We start from the raw sequence: 18,299 nt of genomic DNA, 5'->3' as shown, positions 1-18,299 counted from the left end.
TGATTGAGCATGTGGTTCGTTCCTTGGGCGAACTAACCCCATGCAATGCCTTTATCTTTCGAGACTTGCAGACAGTGCCGAGCGCGTCAATCCGGTTTCGCTGCAGGCCCTGGCGGCGCGGGCACGGGCTCCACAACGATCGGTTTGGCACTACAACACTCTCCGCTCGTCTCGCCCACGGCGATGCAATGCGCGTTCCATCTTTCGAAGCTTGAGAGACATTGAGATGAATCCAGCCAATCTTCCCTTCGATTCCGAGGCCATGCTCGAAGGCCTGCGCACCTGGGTGGAATGCGAGAGCCCGACTTGGGATGCCGACGCCGTCAACAGGATGCTCGATATCGCGGCGCGGGATATGGCCATCATGGGTGCGACGATCGAGCGCATCGCAGGCCGGCAAGGCTTTGGCGGCGTGATCCGCGCGCGCTTTCCGCATCCGAAACAGGGCGAGCCCGGCATCCTGATCGCCGGACACATGGATACCGTTCATCCGGTCGGCACCATCGAGAAGCTGAAATGGCGGCGCGAGGGCAACAAGTGCTACGGCCCCGGCATCTACGACATGAAGGGCGGCAACTACCTTTCGCTGGAAGCGATCCGGCAGCTGGCGCGCGCATCCGTCACCACGCCGCTGCCGATTACCGTGCTGTTCACGCCGGATGAGGAAGTCGGCACGCCTTCGACACGCGACATCATCGAGGCGGAAGCCGCGCGCAACAAATATGTGCTGGTGCCCGAACCCGGCCGTGCCGACAACGGCGTCACCACCGGACGTTACGCCATCGCACGCTTCAATCTCGAGGCGACGGGGCGGCCGAGTCACGCCGGCGCGACGCTGTCGGCGGGACGCTCGGCGATCCGCGAGATGGCGCGGCAGATCCTCGCGATCGACGCGATGACGACGGAGGATTGCACCTTCTCGGTCGGCGTCGTGCATGGCGGGCAATGGGTCAATTGCGTTGCCACCACCGCCACCGGCGAAGCGCTCTCCATGGCCAAACGGCAGGCCGATCTCGACCGCGGCGTCGAGCGGATGCTGGCGCTGTCAGGCACGACCAACGACGTCACCTTCAAGGTGACGCGCGGCGTGACGCGCCCGGTGTGGGAGCCGGACGCGGGCACGATGGCGCTGTACGAGAAAGCGCGCGGCATCGCCAAATCTCTCGGCGCGGAATTACCGCATGCGAGTTCCGGCGGCGGCTCCGACGGCAATTTCACCGGTGCGATGGGCATCCCGACGCTCGACGGCCTTGGCGTGCGCGGCGGCAACGGCCACACGCTGGAGGAGTATATCGAGGTCGAGAGTCTCGTTGAACGCGGTCGGTTGATGGCCGGACTGCTGGCGACGCTGGAGTGACGGTGCAGCTATTTCGTAGCTCTTCGCGGGCAAAGGCGCGTAGCGCCGTGCCCACCATTCTGCCAAATGGACGAACCGTGGGCACGCTCCGCTTTGCCCACCCTACTACGAGCTGGAGTGACGGCGCAGCCGTCATTCCAGGGCGGCGCGAAGCGTCGAACCCGGAATGACAGAGCATCGAAGGGCCTACGCCTCCCCAAAACAGCTGACCGCACTGCAAAAACTGTGGCCCAGATGGCACGGGAATTGCTGAAATGTTAGGCTGGTGGCAGAACAGACCCTCGTTCGCTGCCCCGATTTGACTCTAATCTGACGGATCCAACTTGCTCGGATATCTCCTTCGCCGAATCCTCGCCGCCGTGCCCGTGATGGGCGTCGTCGCGCTGTTCGTCTTCCTCCTGCTCCGCCTCACCCCTGGCGATCCGGCCGCGATCCTCGCCGGCGACAATGCGACGCCAGAGCGGCTGGAGCGCATCCGCACCTCGCTCGGCCTCAACGAGCCGCTGATCGTGCAGTTCATCACCTGGGTCAACAAGCTGCTGCACGGCGATCTCGGCACCTCGCTGATCTCCAATCTGCCTGTGATGAAGATGATCGGCCAACGCGTCGAGCCCTCGATCTCGATCGCGCTGTGCACCATCATCCTCGCCGTGATGGTCGCGGTTCCCCTGGGCGTGATCGCGGCGTGGAAGCACGGCACCTGGATCGACCGTTTCGTGATGGGGCTGTCCGTGCTCGGCTTCTCGGTGCCGGTGTTCGTGGTCGGCTATATCCTGATCCAGGTGTTCGCAATCGAGCTGCGCTGGGTGCCGGTGCAGGGCTTCCGCAGCATCTTCAACGGCTTCGGGCCGTTCTTCGAGCGCATGATCCTGCCGACCTGCGCGCTGTCCTTCATCTACATCGCGCTGATCGCGCGCATGACGCGCGCGGCGATGCTCGACGTGCTCGGCGAAGACTATGTGCGAACGGCGCGTGCGAAAGGCATCAACGAGGTTGCCGTGATGATGCGCCACGCGCTGCGCAACGCCGCCGTGCCCGTGATCACCGTGATCGGCACCGGCTTTGCGCTCTTGATCTCCGGCGTCGTCGTCACCGAGAGCGTGTTCAACATTCCCGGCATCGGCCGCCTCACCGTCGATGCGGTGCTGGCGCGCGATTATCCGGTGATCCAGGCGATGATCCTGCTGACCTCGCTGATCTATGTCGTCGTCAATCTTCTGATCGACGTCGCCTACACCCTGCTCGATCCCCGGATCCGGTACTGAGGCAAGGATTGAAGAACAAACATGTCGGTCGAAACCCTTCCCCAGTCGTCCATTCCGATCACCTCGCCGCTGCGACCGCGCTTCGGCTTCCTCACCTCGACGCCGATCATCGCCATGGCGACGGTCCTGCTGGCGCTGATCGTGCTGGTCTCGATCCTCGCGCCGCTGATCGCGCCGCATGACCCGATCCAGCTCTCGCCGTCGCAACGGCTGAAGCCGTCGTCCGCGCAATTCCTGCTCGGCACCGACGCCTATGGCCGTGATGTGGCCTCACGCGTCCTCTATGGCGGCCGCATCTCGCTGCTGATCGGCATCGGTTCGGCGATCCTGTCGATCGTGATCGGCCTCGCGATCGGCCTCGTCTCCGGCTTCTTCAAGCTGGTCGATGCCGTACTGATGCGTGTCATGGACGGCCTGATGGCGATGCCGAGCATCCTGCTCGCGATCGCCGTGGTGTCGCTGTCCGGCGCCAGCCTCTGGACCGTGCTGATCGCGATTACCATCCCCGAGATTCCGCGCGTCGCGCGCCTGGTGCGCTCCGTCGTGCTGTCGGCGCGAGAGGAACCTTACGTCGAGGCGGCGATCTCGGTCGGCTCGTCCCTGCCGAAGATCATGTGGCGGCACCTGATGCCGAACACGGTCGCGCCGCTGATCGTTCAGGGCACCTATATCTGCGCCAGCGCCATCCTCACCGAGGCGATCCTCTCCTTCCTCGGCGCCGGCATCTCGCCGGAAACGCCGACCTGGGGCAACATCATGGCCGAGGGCCGCCAGTACTTCCAGATCAAGCCGTCGCTGATCTTCTGGCCGGGCCTCCTGCTCTCGATCGCCATCCTGAGCATCAATCTGATCGGCGACGCCGCCCGCGACGCCCTCGATCCGCGCATGAAGCAGCGGGAGGGGAAGTGAGCCAAGCAGCACGGTCATTCCGGGGCGCGCGCCTTGGCGCGAACCCGGAATCCATTTCACCACGCGAATTGCGGCCCAATGGATTCCGGGCTCGCGACTTCGTCGCGCCCCGGAATGACGGCGGAGAGAATTGACGTGACCAACATCATCCTCGACATCAACAACCTCGTCGTCTCCGTCGGCAAGAAGCCGGGCGGACCGAAGATCATCGACGACATCTCGATCCAGGTGCGCGAGCGCGAGACGCTGTGTCTCGTCGGCGAGAGCGGCTCGGGCAAGTCGGTGACCTCGCTCACCACGATGGGCCTGCTGCCGAAGGGCACGCTGGTGCCCACCGCCGGCAGCATCAAGCTGGTCGGCGAGGAGCTGCTCGCCGCCACCGACCGCCGCCTGCGACAGCTTCGCGCCACGCAGATGGCGATGATCTTCCAGGAGCCGATGACCGCGCTCAATCCGGTGGTACCGGTCGGCCGTCAGATCGACGAAGTGCTGCGCGCGCACACCAGCCTCGACGCCAAGGCGCGCAAGAAGCGCATTCTCGACATGATGGAGCAGGTCCACCTGCCCCAGGTCGAGCGCATCTTCGCCTCCTACCCGCACCGGCTCTCCGGCGGCCAGCGCCAGCGCATCATGATCGCGATGGCACTGGTGCTGGAGCCGAAGCTGCTGATCGCCGACGAGCCGACCACCGCGCTCGACGTCACCACGCAGAAGCAGATCCTGACCTTGATCCGCGAGCTGCAGCGCGATCACGGCACCGCGGTGCTGTTCATCACCCACGACATGGGCGTGGTCGCCGAAATCGCCGACCGCGTCGCGGTGATGCGGCAGGGCCGCCTGGTCGAGACCGGCCCGCTCGACACCGTGCTGCGCAATCCCACCATGGAGTACACCCGCAATTTGCTCTCTGCGGTGCCGAGCCTGGTGCCGCGCGCGGCGCGACCCGAGACCAAGGAGCCGGTCGTGCTGGAAGCCAACGAGCTCAGCAAGGTCTATAAGGAGCGCGCCTTCTTCGGCAAAGGCCGCGAGGTCGTTGCCGCCGACAAGGTGACGCTGACCCTGCGCAAGGGCCGCACGCTCGGCATCGTCGGCGAAAGCGGCTCGGGCAAGTCGACGGTGGCGCGCTGCATCGTGCGCCTGATCGACCCGACCTCCGGCGGCGTCCGCCTTGCCGGCCGCGAGATCGCCGACATCTCGCGGCGCCTGCTGCAGCCGCACCGGCAGAAGATCCAGATCGTGTTCCAGGATCCCTACCGCTCGCTCAACCCGCGCGTCACGGTCGGCGAGAGCATTGCCGAAGGCCCGATCAATTACGGCGTCGCGCACACCGAGGCGATGAAACGCGCCCGCGAGCTGCTTGAGCTGGTCGGCCTGCCCGCCGATGCGGTGTCGCGCTATCCGCACCAGTTCTCGGGCGGCCAGCGCCAGCGCATCGCCATTGCCCGCGCGCTCGCGCTCGATCCCGACGTGCTGGTCGCCGACGAAGCGGTCTCCGCGCTCGACGTCTCGGTGCAGGCGCAGGTGCTGGACCTGCTCGACGAGATCCAGACGCGGCTCGGCATCGCCATCCTGTTCATCACCCACGATTTGCGCGTCGCGGCGCAAATCTGCGACGAGGTCGTGGTGATGCAGCACGGTCGCGTCGTCGAGCAGGGCCCCGCCGCCGAGGTGCTGACGCATCCGAAGCAGGCCTACACCAAGGCGCTGCTCGATGCCGCACCGGGGCGAGGCTGGGATTTTGCGAACTTCCGGCCGGTGGCGGAGAGTGTGGGGGCGAGCGCGTAGCAACACTCCCGCTGTCGTCCCTGCGAACGCAGGGACCCATGCCGCGGAAGCTATCAATTGCGTACGGTGCTAGTCTCGAACGACTAGCCGTCGCCAAATTCCTCCCTGGGGTTATGGGTCCCCGAGTTCGCGGGGACGACACTGAGACTGTGGGAACGCTCTGTTAGACAACATCCGCAGCATTCCCAAAACGTCTTGACCCTATGCACGGCGCGAGTGCTTCCCGCCTTGCTCTCTCCTTCGCGCCAAGGCTAACGTCGCGCACTTTCCAACGCTGGACTTGAATTGATGACACGTATCGCCGTCGGCGGCTTCCTGCACGAGACCAACACTTTCGCTCCCACCAAGGCGACCTTCGCCGACTTCCAGCATGGCGGCGGCTGGCCGGCGATGACCGAGGGGGCCGACGTGCTGAAGGTGATGCGGCGCATCAATGTCGGCCTCGCCGGTTTCGTCGACAGCGCCGAAGCCAACGGCTGGGAACTCATTCCGACGATTGCCGCCGCTGCGAGTCCCTCCGCGCACGTCACCGAGGACGCCTTCGAGCGCATCGTCAAGGTGATGGTCGACGGCATCGCGGCCGCGGGCCCAATCGACGCGGTCTATCTCGACCTGCACGGCGCGATGGTGACCGAGCACCTCGACGACGGCGAAGGCGAGATCCTGGCGCGCGTGCGCCGCGTCATCGGCAAGCACGTTCCGCTGGTCACCAGCCTCGATCTCCACGCCAACGTCACCCCCGAGATGATGGAGCATGCCGACGCGCTGATCGCCTATCGCACCTATCCCCATGTCGACATGGCCGAGACCGGCCGCGCCTCGGCGCGACATCTCGCTCTGCTGCTGAAGACGAAGCAACGTTTCGCAAAGGCGTTCCGGCAATTGCCGTTCCTGATTCCGATCAGCTGGCAATGCACCAACGACCAGCCCACCAAGGGCATCTACGAAAAGCTCGCCGCCCTGGAGAGCGATGCGGTCCCGACGCTCTCTTTCGCGCCGGGCTTTCCCGCCGCCGACTTCCGCGATTGCGGCCCGAGCGTGTTCGCCTATGGCACGACCCAAGCGGAGGCCGATCGCGCCGCGGACGCGATCGTGAGGCTGGTCGAAAGCCACGAGGACGATTTCGACGGCAAGATCTGGACGCCCGATGACGGCGTGCGCCACGCCATGGAACTTGCGAAGCGCGCGAGCAAGCCGATCATCATCGCCGACACCCAGGACAATCCCGGCGCCGGCGGCGATTCCGACACGACAGGCATGCTGCGCGCGCTGGTGCGCAACAGAGCGAGCGCGGCGACCGGGGCAATCTACGATCCGGAATCGGCCAAGGCCGCGCATGCGGCCGGCGTCGGCGCCACCGTGACGCTGTCGCTCGGCGGCAAGTCCGGCATTCCCGGCGACGAACCCTACACCGAGACCTTCGTGGTCGAAATGCTCTCCGACGGCCGCTTCATCGCACCGGGTCCATACTACGGCGGCCGCGAGATGGAGATGGGCCCCTCCGCAGCCTTGCGCATCGGCGACGTCCGCGTCGTGGTGAGCTCGTACAAGGCGCAGCTCGCCGACCAGGCGATGTACCGCTATGTCGGCATCGAGCCGACGCAGGAGAAGATTCTCGTCAACAAGAGCTCGGTGCACTTCCGCGCCGATTTCGAGCCGATCGCGGAGCAGCTGATGATCTGCGCCGCGCCCGGCGCGATGCCGGCCGACACCGCCTCCCTGCCCTGGACGCGCCTGCGTCCGGGCATCCGCATCAAGCCGAACGGCCCCGTTTTCACTCCTCCCTCACGCTGACCGGACAGGACCCATGCCCACGATCGACCGCATCGACGGCTATGCCGACGAACTCACTGCCATCAGGCGCGACCTCCACGCCCATCCCGAGATCGGCTTCGAGGAAGTGCGCACCTCCGGCATCGTCGCCGACAAGCTCAAGAGCTGGGGCATCGAGGTGCACCGCGGCCTCGGCGGCACCGGCGTGATCGGCGTCATCAAGGGCAAGGGCTCCGGCAGCAAGCGCATTGGCCTGCGCGCCGACATGGACGCGCTGCCGATGGAAGAGAACACCAATCTGAAATGGAGCTCGAAAATCCCCGGCCGATTCCATGGCTGCGGCCATGACGGCCACACCACCATGCTGCTCGGCACCGCGCGCTACCTCGCCGAGACCAGGAATTTCGACGGCACCGTGCACCTGATCTTCCAGCCGGCCGAAGAAGGCCTCGGCGGCGCCCGCGCCATGATCAAGGATGGCCTGTTCGAGAAGTTTCCCTGCGACGAGCTCTACGGCCTGCACAACGCGCCCGACCTCAACCATGGCGAGATCGCGATCCTGCCGGGCCCGGCGATGGCCAGCGCCGACTTCTTCGACCTGCGCATCACCGGCTACGGCGCGCATGGCGCGATGCCCGAGCGCTCCAAGGACGCCGTGATCATCGCGACCACGCTGGCCCAGGCGATCCAGACCATCGTCAGCCGCAACGTCGAGCCGCTGCAGGCCGCTGTGGTGTCGATCACCCAAATCCACGCAGGCTCCGCCTACAACGTCATTCCGGGCGACGCGCATCTTTGCGGCACCATCCGCACCTTCTCGAAGGAGGTCCGCGCCCTGGTCAGCGAACGCATCCGCACGATCTGCGCCGGCATCGCCAGCGCCTACCAGTGCGTGATCGACGTCGACATCCGCGACACCTTTGGCGTGCTGGTCAACCAGGTCGAGCAGTCCAAGGTGGTCGAGGAAGTCGCGCGCACCATCGTCGACCCCGCCAACGTGATCACGCGCGCCCAGCCCAAGATGGGCAGCGAGGATTTCGCCGACATGCTGGAGACCATTCCCGGCGCCTATTTCTGGGTCGGCCACGACGGCTCGGTGCCGGTGCACAATCCCGGCTTCGTGCTCGACGACAAGATCCTGCCGATCGGCGCCAGCATGTTCGCCCGCATCATCGAGACGCGGATGCCGGTGGGTGCCAATGCATAAGAAGCGTGCGGAAGAGGCGGTCACCTCGCTGCACGACCTGTCCGCGGTCGATCTGATCGCGGGCTATCGCGCCAAGCAATTCTCGCCGAGCGAGGTGCTGGAGGACGTGCTTGCGCACGTCGCGGCGTGGGAACCGCATCTGAAGGCGCTCTATGCATTCGATCCCGACGGCGCGCGCGAGGCCGCCAAGGCCTCGACCGCGCGCTGGACCGGCGGCGAGCCGTCCGGTGCGCTCGACGGTGTGCCCGTCACGGTGAAGGACAACATCGCGACCAAGGGCGTGCCGGTGCCGCTGGGCGCTGCCAGCGTCAAGCTGGTGCCGGCGGAGAAGGATGCTCCGCCGGCCGCGCGGCTGCGCGAGACCGGCGCGATCATCTTCGCCAAGACCACCATGCCCGATTACGGCATGCTGTCCTCCGGGCTCTCCAGCTTCCACGCGCTGGCGCGCAACCCGTGGGACCTCGCCAAGAATCCCGGCGGCTCCAGCGCGGGCGCAGGGGCTGCAGCGGCGGCCGGCTATGGTCCCTTGCATCTCGGCACCGATATCGGCGGCTCGGTGCGCCTGCCCGCGGGCTGGTGCGGCCTCGTCGGTCTCAAGCCGAGCTTTGGCCGCGTGCCGATCGATCCCACCTATGTCGGCCGTGTCGCCGGTCCCATGACCCGCACGGTCGACGATTGCGCGCTGATGATGAGCGCGATCGCAAAGCCCGACCGGCGCGACGGAATGAGCCTGCCCGCCGAGCCGCTCAACTGGAAGGGCCTGGAGAAATCTCCGCGAAAGCTGCGGATCGGCCTGATGCTTGATCCGGGCTGCGGCCTGGCCCTGGAGAAGCCGGTGCGCGAAGTCGCGGTGAAGGCGGCGAAAGCGTTCGAATCCGCAGGCAGCGTCGTCACCGAGGTCGACGGCATCCTGACGCGCGAGATGCTCGACGGCCTCGACAATTTCTGGCGCGCAAGGATGTGGGACGATCTGTCGAAGCTGACGCCGGCCGACCAGGCCAAGGTGCTGCCCTATATCTTCAAGTGGGGCGAGTCCGGCGCCAAGCTCTCGGGCGTCGACGTGATCCGCGGTTTCAACCAGACCATGGCGATCCGGGCCGCCGCGGCAAAACTGTTCTGCGAGCTCGACTATGTGATCTCGCCCACCGCACCGAACGTGAACTATCCGGCGGAATGGGCCTCGCCGACCAACGATCCCATGAAGCCGTTCGAGCACATTGCCTATACCGTGCCGTGGAATATGTCGGAGAACCCCGCGATCTCCCTCAACGGCGGCTTCGACGCCATGGGTTTTCCCATCGGCGTGCAGATCGTCGGCCGCCGCTTCGACGACCTCGGCGTACTCGGCGTGGCCAAGGTGTTCGAGGGCCTGCGCGGCGCGCAGCGGCCCTGGCCGAAGCCGCCGGCTCGTTGACTGCACACTCGTCATTCCGGGTTGCGCCCTCTTGGCGCAAGCCCGGACTCCATTCCTCGGCACAATCGGTGCGGAGAGATGGATTCTCGGGTGCGCAATTGCGCACCGTAGTTCGCGCTTCCGCCTTCGCTCTGCGGGCTTCGGCGGACAAGTCGCGCGCCCCGGAATGACATGCTAGAGACCGATAAAGAAACAGGGAAGGAAACCACCATGGCGTACGAGACGATCAAGTACGAGGTCGCCGAGCAGATCCTCACCATCACGCTGAACCGGCCCGACAAGCTCAACGCCTTCAACGCGCAGATGCAGTCCGAGCTGATCGACGCGTTCGATGCCGCCGACAAGGACGACAATGTCCGCGCCATTATCGTCACCGGCGCCGGCCGCGGCTTCTGCGCGGGCGCCGATCTCTCCTCCGGCGCCGACACGTTCGACCGCGACGCGCGGCGCGGTCCGGTGAAGCGCCTCGCCGACGGCAAGGTCGATTACAGCGATCCGCAGGTGCGCGACGGCGGCGGCCAGGTGACCTTGCGCATTTTCAAGTGCCTGAAGCCCGTGATCGCGGCGGTGAACGGTCCTGCGGTCGGCATCGGCGTCACCATGCAGCTCGCGATGGACATCCGCATTGCCTCCGACGCGGCGCGGTTCGGCTTCGTTTTCTCCCAGCGCGGCATCGTGCCGGAGGCGGCCTCGAGCTGGTTCCTGCCGCGCATCGTCGGCATCTCGCAGGCGCTGGAATGGTGCTATTCCGGCCGCGTCTTCCCGGCGCAGGAAGCCCTCGCCGGCCGTCTCGTCAGCAAGGTCGTCGCCCCCGACGATCTCTTGCCGACCGCCCGCGCGCTCGCCAAGGAATTTGCGGCGAAGACCGCGCCGGTCTCGGTGGCGCTGATCCGGCAGATGATGTGGCGCATGATGGGCGCAGACGATCCCATGGAGGCCCACAAGGTCGACAGCCGCGGCATCTATGCCCGCGGCCGCTCCGACGACGTGAAGGAAGGCGTGGTGTCGTTCCTGGAAAAGCGTCCCGCACAGTTCAAGAACAAGGTCTCGACCGACATGCCGGACTATTTCCCGTGGTGGACGGAGCGGGAGTACAAGTGACGCTGTCGTAGGGTGGGCAAAGGCGCCCTTGCGCCGTGCCCACCATCTCCCGACAATCGCGATAGATGGTGGGCACGCTGCGCTTTGCCCACCCTACGCACCTTCACTCCATCATCAGCGCCACACGCCCGATCGCCTTGCGCTCGATCAGAAGCCGCATCGCGCTCGCATAATCTTGCAGCGGCAAGCGGTGTGAGACGTTGGGACGCAGCTTGCCCTCCTCCGCCCATTGCAGCAGCGCCTTCAGGCGCACCTCGCCGAGCGCGGGATCCTTCCGTACCGCCTCGCCGGCGCGCACGCCGAGCACGCTGGCGCCCTTGATCAGCAGGAGGTTGGTCCTGGCCGAACCGATTCCGCCGGTGAAGCCGATCACCAGGAGCCGCGCGCCCCAGGCGATGCAGCGCATCGAATCTTCAAAGACCTGGCCGCCGACGGGATCGAACACGACGTCCGCGCCGCGACCGTCGGTGATGCGCTTGACGGCATCGCGGAACGGCTCGCGGTCGTAGCGAATGAGATGATCGGCGCCGCGCGATTTCGCAATGGCGAGCTTCTCGTCGCTGGATGCGGTGGCGATCACGATCGCGCCCAGCATCTTGCCGATCTCGACCGCGGCCAATCCCGTGCCGCCGCCGGCGCCGTGCACCAGCAGCACCTCGCCCGGCTCGACCCGGCCGCGGTCAATCAGCGCATGATAGGCCGTGCCATGGCCGGCAAGATAAGTCGCGGCTTCCGCGTAGTCGAATGTCGACGGCTTGGGAATGAGCTGCGACGGCGTGACGACGGCTTCATCCGCAAACGCACCGTGCCGCATCTTGACGATGACCTTGTCGCCGACGGCAACGCCTCTTGCCTCGGGACCGATCTCGGTGACGTCGCCGGCGGCTTCCATGCCGGGCGTGAACGGCAGCTCCGGCTTGAGCTGGTATTGGCCGGCCGCCATCAGCACGTCGGGAAAATTCAGCCCGGCGGCGCGGATCGCAACGCGCACCTCGCCGGGCTTCAGGACGCGCGACGGATACTCCTCGAGCCGCAACGCTTCGGGCTCGCCGAGCGTGCGGCAGACGACGGCGCGCACCATCAGGCCGCGCTCGCCCTGCTGCGCAAGAGCGCCTCGCGGATCAGCGGCAGGCGGTCGTTGCCGAAATACATGTCGGTCTTGCCAACGAAGATCGTCGGCGAGCCGAAGCCGCCGCGGGCGACCACCTCTTCCGTATTCGCCTTGAGCTGATCCTTGATCCCCTGCTCCGAGATGCCCGCGATGAATTTCTGTTCGTCGATGCCGACCTGCTTGCAGATGTCGGCCAGCACGGCGTCCTGCGAGATGTCCTTGTCACCGCCCCAATAGGCCTGGAACACCGCCGTCGCAAACGGCACCATGTCCTTCCCGAGCCAGATGCAGCCGCGCATCGCCTTTACGCTGTTCACGGGAAACACCGTCGGCGGCATCTTGATCGCGAGGCCCGCCGCGCGCGCCCAGTCCTGAAGATCCTTCTTCATGTAACGTGCCTTCAGCGGCACCGGCTTCTCCCGCTGCGCATAGACGCTCGGGTTGACGGTGTTGAAGATGCCGCCGACCAGGATCGGCCGCCAGACGATCTCCGCGCCCATCTCCTTGGCGAGCGGCTGGATGTTGTGGAAGGCGAGATAGGTCCAGGGGCTGGAGCAGTCGAAGAAGAATTCGATCATGGGTGTTTCCTTGTTTGTTTGTCATTCCGGGATGCGCCGCAGGCGCAGGCCCGGAATCCATTTCGCCACCGTCGCTGCGGCCCGATGGATTCCGGGCTCGGCGCTACGCGCCGCCCCGGAATGACAGGTCTACTTCCGTCCCAACACTTCCTTAGCCCGTTGCCCGAACATGATCTTGCGTGATTCCTCGTCGAACGGCTCTTTGACGAATTTGCCGATCGCAAGCCCCGCCTGCACCTGCGGCCTGGCGCGGACCTCGGCGTACCAGCGCTTGACGTTCGGATAATCGTCCAGCGTAAAGCCCTGCGCCTTGTGGGTCATGGTCCAGGGGAAGCAGGCGATGTCGGCGATGGAATAATCGCCGGCGACATAGGCGCCGGTCTGCTCGAGCTGCCGGTCAAGCACGCCATAGAGCCGGGCCGCCTCGTCGCGGTAGCGCTCGATCGCGTAAGGAATCTTCTCGGCTGCATAGAGTGCGAAATGGCCATGCTGGCCGAGCATGGGGCCAAGGCCGGCCATCTGCCACATCACCCACTGGATCGTGATCGAGCGGCCGCGCAGATCGGCAGGCAGGAAGCGGCCGGTCTTTTCCGCGAGATAGATCAGGATGGCGCCGGTCTCGAAGGCCGAGAACGGCTCGCCCCCGTCGGCGGGTGCGTGGTCGACGATCGCGGGGATGCGGTTGTTCGGGGAGATCGCCAGGAACTCAGGAGCGAACTGCTCGCCGGCGCGGATGTTGACGGGCTTCACGGTGTAGGGAAGCCCGAGCTCCTCCAGCATGATCGAGATCTTCCAGCCGTTCGGTGTCGGCGCGTAATAGAGGTCGATCATGACCTGTCCCTTGGCATTTCCTTCGGGCCTTCCCTGTCGATGCCGCCAGCCAAATGACGACTTTTGTTGTTCTGTACCTCGACGTTAGGACATGGCAGGAAGGGGCGCAACTCAACCTGCCGGGAGGGCCGCCATGCTGTTTCCAACCACGATCGCCGGCTCCTTGCCGAAGCCGGAATGGCTCGCCGAGCCCAACATGCTCTGGGCGCCCTGGAAGTCGCAAGGCGACGAGCTTGTCCGCGCCAAGCGCGATGCGACGCTGATCTGGCTGAAGATCCAGGAGGACGCCGGCATCGACATCGTCACCGAGGGCGAGCAGGCCCGTCAGCATTTCGTCCACGGCTTCCTCGAGAAAATCGAAGGCATCGATTTCGCCCACAAGGTCGAGATGGGCATCCGGAAAGACCGCTACAAGGCGATGGTGCCGCAGGTCATCGCGCCGCTCCGCCTGAAGGATCGCGTCCATGCCTTCGAGGCGCGGGTGGCGCGTACGCATACCGGGAAGAAGCTGAAGTTCACGCTGCCCGGCCCGATGACCATCATCGATACCATCGCCGATCGCTACTACGGCGATCGCGTCAAGATGGCGTTTGCCTTCGCCGAGCTGCTCAACGAGGAAGCCAAGGCCTTGCAGGCCGACGGCGTCGATCTCGTGCAGTTCGACGAGCCGGCCTTCAACGTCTACATGGACGAGGTCAACGATTGGGGCATCAAGGCGCTGGAGCGCGCGGCGCAGGGGCTGACCTGCACCACCGCCGTGCACATCTGCTACGGCTACGGCATCAAGGCCAACACCGACTGGAAGGAGACGCTGGGCAGCCAGTGGCGGCAATACGAACAAATCTTCCCGGCGATCGACGCGAGCCCGATCCAGCAGGTCGCGGTCGAATGCCGCAATTCGAAGGTGCCGCTCGAGCTGCTCGCGCTCCTGAAGAACAAGATCGTGCAGGCCGGCGTGATCGATGTCGCCAGCGACGCGGTGGAGACCGCCGAGGACGTCGTTCAGGTGATCGACGCCGTGTCGAAGTTCGTGCCCAAGAGCAACATCATCGCCACCACCAATTGCGGCATGGCCCCGATGCGGCGCGAGATCGCCGAAGCCAAGCTGATGGCGCTCGGCGCCGGCGCGGCGCTGGCGCGCGAGAAGCTGGGATGACGGCGGCGATGCGCAGACGGCTTTGCTAGTCCAGAGCGGTCGGATGCAGCGCCGGCCGATATCCCGCGCTCAGCGCGCGCAATGTGGACGGAGGCGTCAGCAACATCGGGCTCTCCAGCTCGCGCTGGTAGCGGGCATAGCCGGCGGGCGACCATAGCAGCGGCCGACCTGTCGTCATCAGAAAGCTCTGCTCGGCCTGCTGCACCATCGCGCCATCCGGCAAGTCTGCGAGCGGCACCTCCAGCGCGTGCAACCGCTTGCGGCCGTGGTCCAGACGCTCCCGGTGCAGCTGGGCGTCCATCGCCTTTGCGCTCACCTTGCTTGCGCCATTGCCTCGCTCCCATGCCGCGCGGAAGCGGTTGGCATCGTCGCGGCGACAGAAGAAGCAGGGGCGGTGCCCTGCGGCAAGGGCGGTGGCTTCGTCGAGAAAGAACAGCTCGGTCCAGCTCCGCCGCGCCATCACCGGTCGCCGCCAGCCGCGGAATTCGCATAGGCAGGTGATCCAGGCCGGCGACGACCAGCGCTTTGTCAGCAGCGTCTTCGTCGCGGGATCGTGGATGATGCCGCGATTGCCGGTGAACATGCCGCGATGCGGAGTGGCGATGATGTCGCCGGTGGGCGTGACGCGGTTTTGCAGGGGCAGCGGCATGGTGCGGGTCCACTCCCTCTCCCCGTTCTTACGGGGAGAGGGTCGGGGTGAGGGGCTGCTTCCGCAAATTCGGTGACTGCGGGACTCGCGGAGAGTCCCCCTCACCCGCGCCTTCGGCGCGACCTCTCCCCGCAGGCGGGGCGAGGTGAAGAAAGCTCATGCCGCCCCGTCGCGCAGCGGCGGGTGGTAGGACAGCGCGGTGTCCCATGGAAAGAAGATCCAGGTATCCTGCGAGACCTCCGTGATGAAGGTGTCGACCAGCGGGCGGCCCTTCGGCTTGGCGTAGACGGTTGCGAAATGCGCATCGGGCAGCATCTCGCGCACCAGCCGGCCGGTCTTGCCGGTATCGACGAGGTCGTCGACGATCAACAGCCCCTTGCCGGTGCCTCCGCCAAGCTTCATGGCCTGTTCCGAAATGCCCTTGAGGACCTGGAGCTCGCCCTGCTTGTCGTGATCGTAGCTGGCGATACAGACCGTATCGATCACGCGCACGCCGAGCTCGCGCGCCACGATCGCGGCCGGCACGAGGCCGCCGCGCGTGATCGCGATCACCGCGTGAAACGGACCGACCTCGTTGAGCCGCCAGGTCAGCGCCCGGCAATCGCGGTGGAATTGGTCCCACGAGACCGGAAAGGCCCTGCCCGCCCGCTCCTGTGCGCTCAGTTCCGGTGCTTCACCAGCCATTGTCGTCTCCTGCGTCGTAAAACGTCCAGCAAGCCGCCGGCTTAACGGCTGACGTTCAATCCTGCCAGCATCTCCTTCACCGCAGCCATCGCTGCCGTCAGCTTCTCGGGATCGCGCGAGCGTACCACCAGGTTGGTGTTCGGTTTCGAGTCCTCGTCCATGAAGGGATAGCTGCCGATGATGGTGTCGGGATGGGCGGCGGCGATCGCCCGCAGCGGACCGCCGATGTCGCCCTCGCGCGCATCGGCGCGCACCGTGTCGGAGAGCATGCGCATGCCCGACTTCAGCTTGGGCGCAACGATGTCCATCATCGCCTGCATGATCGAGGGCACGCCCGCCATGACGATGACATTGCCGATCTTGAAGCCGGGAGCGAGGATGGTCGCGCTCTGGATCAGCTCGGCACCGTCGGGGATGCGGGCCATGCGCAGGCGGGCCTCGTTGAGATCCTGCTCGCTCCAGCGCTCGCGGAAACGAGCGACGACCTCCGGGTGGTGGTCGATGCCGACCCCGAACGCCTTGGCGACGCTGTCGGCGGTGATGTCGTCATGGGTCGGCCCGATGCCGCCAGTGGTGAAGACGTAGGCGTAGCGATGCCGCAGTGCATTCAAGGCCGCGATAATGTCGGCCTCGTCGTCGGAGACGACCCGGACTTCCTTCAGGTCGATGCCGATATTGGTCAGGTATTCGGCGATGAAACCGATATTCTTGTCCTTGGTTCGGCCGGACAGGATCTCGTCGCCAATGACCAGAATGCCCGCCGTGACGATCTCGCTCATAACTTAAGTCCCTCACCTGTAGCGTCGACTTTGCCGGGGTAACGCGTTGAAGTCACGCGGTTTTGCTGCCGAAATAAGCAGTCCTCCGCCATTTTTTCGGGCAAGCCGCCGGCCACCCCAGGCAAATGCTGCCAGTCCATGCTTATCGCGCTGGCCCGGCCCTTGCTACCACATGAAAGTCATGCACTCTTGCCGCATGGCCACAGGACGTTGCGGTCTTCAACAAGGCCTTGCGGCCTGTGCAATGGCGCAACGCCTTGCGGAGACAAGTCGGGATCTATGGCAGTCGCGTTTGATGAAATGAACATTCCCGGCGGGGACCTTCGCCCCGCCTATCAGGAGCTGGCGCGCTGGCTCAAGGAGACGCCTCCCGAGGCGCTCGAATATCGCCGCCAGGAGGCCGAGCTCCTGTTCCGCCGGATCGGCATCACCTTCGCGGTCTACGGCGAGGCCGAGTCCACCGAGCGCCTGATCCCGTTCGACGTGATCCCGCGGATCATGTCCGGCAGGGAATGGACGTTGCTGGAGAAGGGCCTGAAGCAGCGCGTGCGCGCACTCAACATGTTCCTGCGCGACATCTATCACGGCCGCGACATCCTCCGCGCCGAAATCGTGCCTGACGACTTGATCTTCCAGAATCCGGTGTTCCGGCCCGAGATGAACGGCCAGCAAGTGCCGCACGACGTCTATGTGCACATCGCCGGCATCGATATCGTCCGCGTCGATGCCGAGGACTTCATCGTGCTGGAGGACAATGCCCGCACGCCCTCGGGCGTGTCCTACATGCTGGAAAACCGCGAGATCATGATGCGGCTGTTTCCGGACCTGTTCGCCCGCCACAGGGTGGCGCCGGTCGAGCGCTATCCGGATGAGCTGCTCGCCGCGCTCCGCTCGGTCGCGCCGCAAAGCGCGTCCAGCGAGCCGACGGTGGCCCTGCTCACGCCCGGCGTCTACAACTCGGCCTATTACGAGCACTCCTTCCTGGCCGACAAGCTCGGCATCGAGCTGGTCGAGGGCCGCGATCTCATCGTCAAGAACAACGAAGTGTTCATGCGGACGACGGAAGGGCTGAAGCGGGTCGACGTGATCTATCGCCGCGTCGACGACGACTTCCTCGATCCCCTCACCTTCCGTCCCGATTCCGTGCTCGGCGTGCCCGGGCTGATGTCGGCCTATGCGGCCGGCAACATCACGCTCGCCAACGCCGTCGGCACCGGCATTGCCGACGACAAGGCGATCTACTCCTACATGCCGGACATCGTGAAATTCTATCTCGGCGAGGAGCCGATCCTGAAGAACGTGCCGACCTGGCGCTGCCGCGAGCCGAAGGATCTAGCCTACGTGCTGGACAATCTAAGCGAGCTCGTCGTCAAGGAAGTGCACGGCTCCGGCGGCTACGGCATGCTGATCGGCCCCGCTGCGACGAAAGCCACGATCGAAGCATTCCGCGAGAAGCTCAAGCGCGAGCCGGAAGGTTTCATCGCGCAGCCGACGCTGGCGCTCTCGACCTGCCCGACCTGCACGGCATCGGGCCTTGCGCCACGCCATGTCGACCTGCGGCCCTTCGTGCTCACCGGCAGCAAGAGCACCACGATCGTGCCGGGCGGCCTGACACGTGTCGCGCTGAAGGAAGGCTCCCTGGTGGTGAATTCGAGCCAGGGCGGCGGCACCAAAGACACCTGGATCCTGGACGAGTAGTC

The 18,299-nt window shown here is 65.6% G+C and carries 16 protein-coding genes; 10 read left to right on the top strand and 6 right to left on the bottom strand.

Going from position 1 to position 18,299, the window contains the following annotated elements; all coding sequences use genetic code 11:
• Positions 1–226 precede the first annotated feature (226 nt).
• From E4K64_RS08875 to E4K64_RS08840, 8 genes are all read left to right on the top strand, one after another.
• Positions 227–1,357, top strand: a complete 1,131-nt coding sequence (locus E4K64_RS08875) for a M20/M25/M40 family metallo-hydrolase (protein WP_135163163.1) — start codon at positions 227–229, stop codon at positions 1,355–1,357.
• Between the two features lie 323 nt (positions 1,358–1,680).
• Positions 1,681–2,622, top strand: a complete 942-nt coding sequence (locus E4K64_RS08870) for an ABC transporter permease (RefSeq protein ID WP_167771894.1) — start codon at positions 1,681–1,683, stop codon at positions 2,620–2,622.
• Between the two features lie 21 nt (positions 2,623–2,643).
• A complete protein-coding gene (locus E4K64_RS08865) occupies positions 2,644–3,531 on the top strand; it encodes an ABC transporter permease (protein WP_126257844.1) in 888 nt (295 codons plus the stop codon).
• 135 nt (positions 3,532–3,666) lie between these two features.
• Positions 3,667–5,316, top strand: coding sequence for an ABC transporter ATP-binding protein (locus E4K64_RS08860; RefSeq protein ID WP_135163162.1), 1,650 nt, complete (start codon positions 3,667–3,669; stop codon positions 5,314–5,316).
• A 288-nt stretch (positions 5,317–5,604) separates the two neighbouring features.
• Positions 5,605–7,110, top strand: a complete 1,506-nt coding sequence (locus tag E4K64_RS08855; protein WP_135163161.1) for a M81 family metallopeptidase — start codon at positions 5,605–5,607, stop codon at positions 7,108–7,110.
• 13 nt (positions 7,111–7,123) lie between these two features.
• A complete protein-coding gene (locus E4K64_RS08850; protein WP_126257841.1) occupies positions 7,124–8,296 on the top strand; it encodes a M20 aminoacylase family protein in 1,173 nt (390 codons plus the stop codon).
• A complete protein-coding gene (locus E4K64_RS08845) occupies positions 8,289–9,710 on the top strand; it encodes an amidase (protein ID WP_135163160.1) in 1,422 nt (473 codons plus the stop codon). Before E4K64_RS08850 ends, E4K64_RS08845 begins: the two co-directional genes overlap by 8 nt.
• 210 nt (positions 9,711–9,920) lie before the next feature.
• Positions 9,921–10,811, top strand: coding sequence for a crotonase/enoyl-CoA hydratase family protein (locus tag E4K64_RS08840; RefSeq protein ID WP_135163159.1), 891 nt, complete (start codon positions 9,921–9,923; stop codon positions 10,809–10,811).
• 103 nt (positions 10,812–10,914) lie between these two features.
• Here E4K64_RS08840 and E4K64_RS08835 read toward each other — a convergent pair whose 3' ends face one another.
• The 3 genes from E4K64_RS08835 to E4K64_RS08825 form a co-directional block, all read right to left on the bottom strand.
• Positions 10,915–11,892, bottom strand: a complete 978-nt coding sequence (locus E4K64_RS08835; RefSeq protein ID WP_135163158.1) for an NADPH:quinone oxidoreductase family protein — start codon at positions 11,890–11,892, stop codon at positions 10,915–10,917.
• Positions 11,892–12,500 (bottom strand): 2-hydroxychromene-2-carboxylate isomerase, encoded by a 609-nt coding sequence (locus tag E4K64_RS08830; protein WP_135163157.1) that lies wholly within the window; start codon positions 12,498–12,500, stop codon positions 11,892–11,894. Before E4K64_RS08830 ends, E4K64_RS08835 begins: the two co-directional genes overlap by 1 nt.
• A gap of 129 nt (positions 12,501–12,629) precedes the next feature.
• Positions 12,630–13,331, bottom strand: coding sequence for a glutathione S-transferase N-terminal domain-containing protein (locus E4K64_RS08825; protein WP_135163156.1), 702 nt, complete (start codon positions 13,329–13,331; stop codon positions 12,630–12,632).
• Positions 13,332–13,464: 133 nt separating this feature from the next.
• On the opposite strand from E4K64_RS08825, the gene E4K64_RS08820 reads away from it, so the two are divergent.
• A complete protein-coding gene (locus E4K64_RS08820) occupies positions 13,465–14,487 on the top strand; it encodes a methionine synthase (RefSeq protein ID WP_135163155.1) in 1,023 nt (340 codons plus the stop codon).
• Between the two features lie 25 nt (positions 14,488–14,512).
• Here the strand turns inward: E4K64_RS08820 and E4K64_RS08815 are convergent, their stop codons facing one another.
• The 3 genes from E4K64_RS08815 to E4K64_RS08805 all read right to left on the bottom strand — a co-directional run bounded on the left by E4K64_RS08815 (position 14,513) and on the right by E4K64_RS08805 (position 16,599).
• A complete protein-coding gene (locus tag E4K64_RS08815) occupies positions 14,513–15,130 on the bottom strand; it encodes a hypothetical protein (RefSeq protein ID WP_135163322.1) in 618 nt (205 codons plus the stop codon).
• Positions 15,131–15,292: 162 nt separating this feature from the next.
• Entirely contained in the window at positions 15,293–15,820 is a 528-nt protein-coding gene (gpt, locus tag E4K64_RS08810; protein ID WP_063195254.1) for a xanthine phosphoribosyltransferase, read from the bottom strand.
• 41 nt (positions 15,821–15,861) lie between these two features.
• Positions 15,862–16,599 carry a competence/damage-inducible protein A gene (locus tag E4K64_RS08805; protein ID WP_135163154.1) on the bottom strand — a complete coding sequence of 246 codons (738 nt, stop codon included), beginning with the start codon at positions 16,597–16,599 and terminating at the stop codon, positions 15,862–15,864.
• A 279-nt stretch (positions 16,600–16,878) separates the two neighbouring features.
• Between E4K64_RS08805 and E4K64_RS08800 the strand changes: the two genes are divergently transcribed.
• A complete protein-coding gene (locus E4K64_RS08800) occupies positions 16,879–18,297 on the top strand; it encodes a circularly permuted type 2 ATP-grasp protein (RefSeq protein WP_126257832.1) in 1,419 nt (472 codons plus the stop codon).
• Positions 18,298–18,299 lie beyond the last annotated feature (2 nt).

This window comes from Bradyrhizobium frederickii (assembly GCF_004570865.1).
Taxonomy (GTDB): domain Bacteria; phylum Pseudomonadota; class Alphaproteobacteria; order Rhizobiales; family Xanthobacteraceae; genus Bradyrhizobium; species Bradyrhizobium frederickii.
This window is presented reverse-complemented; position numbering and strand designations above follow the sequence as displayed.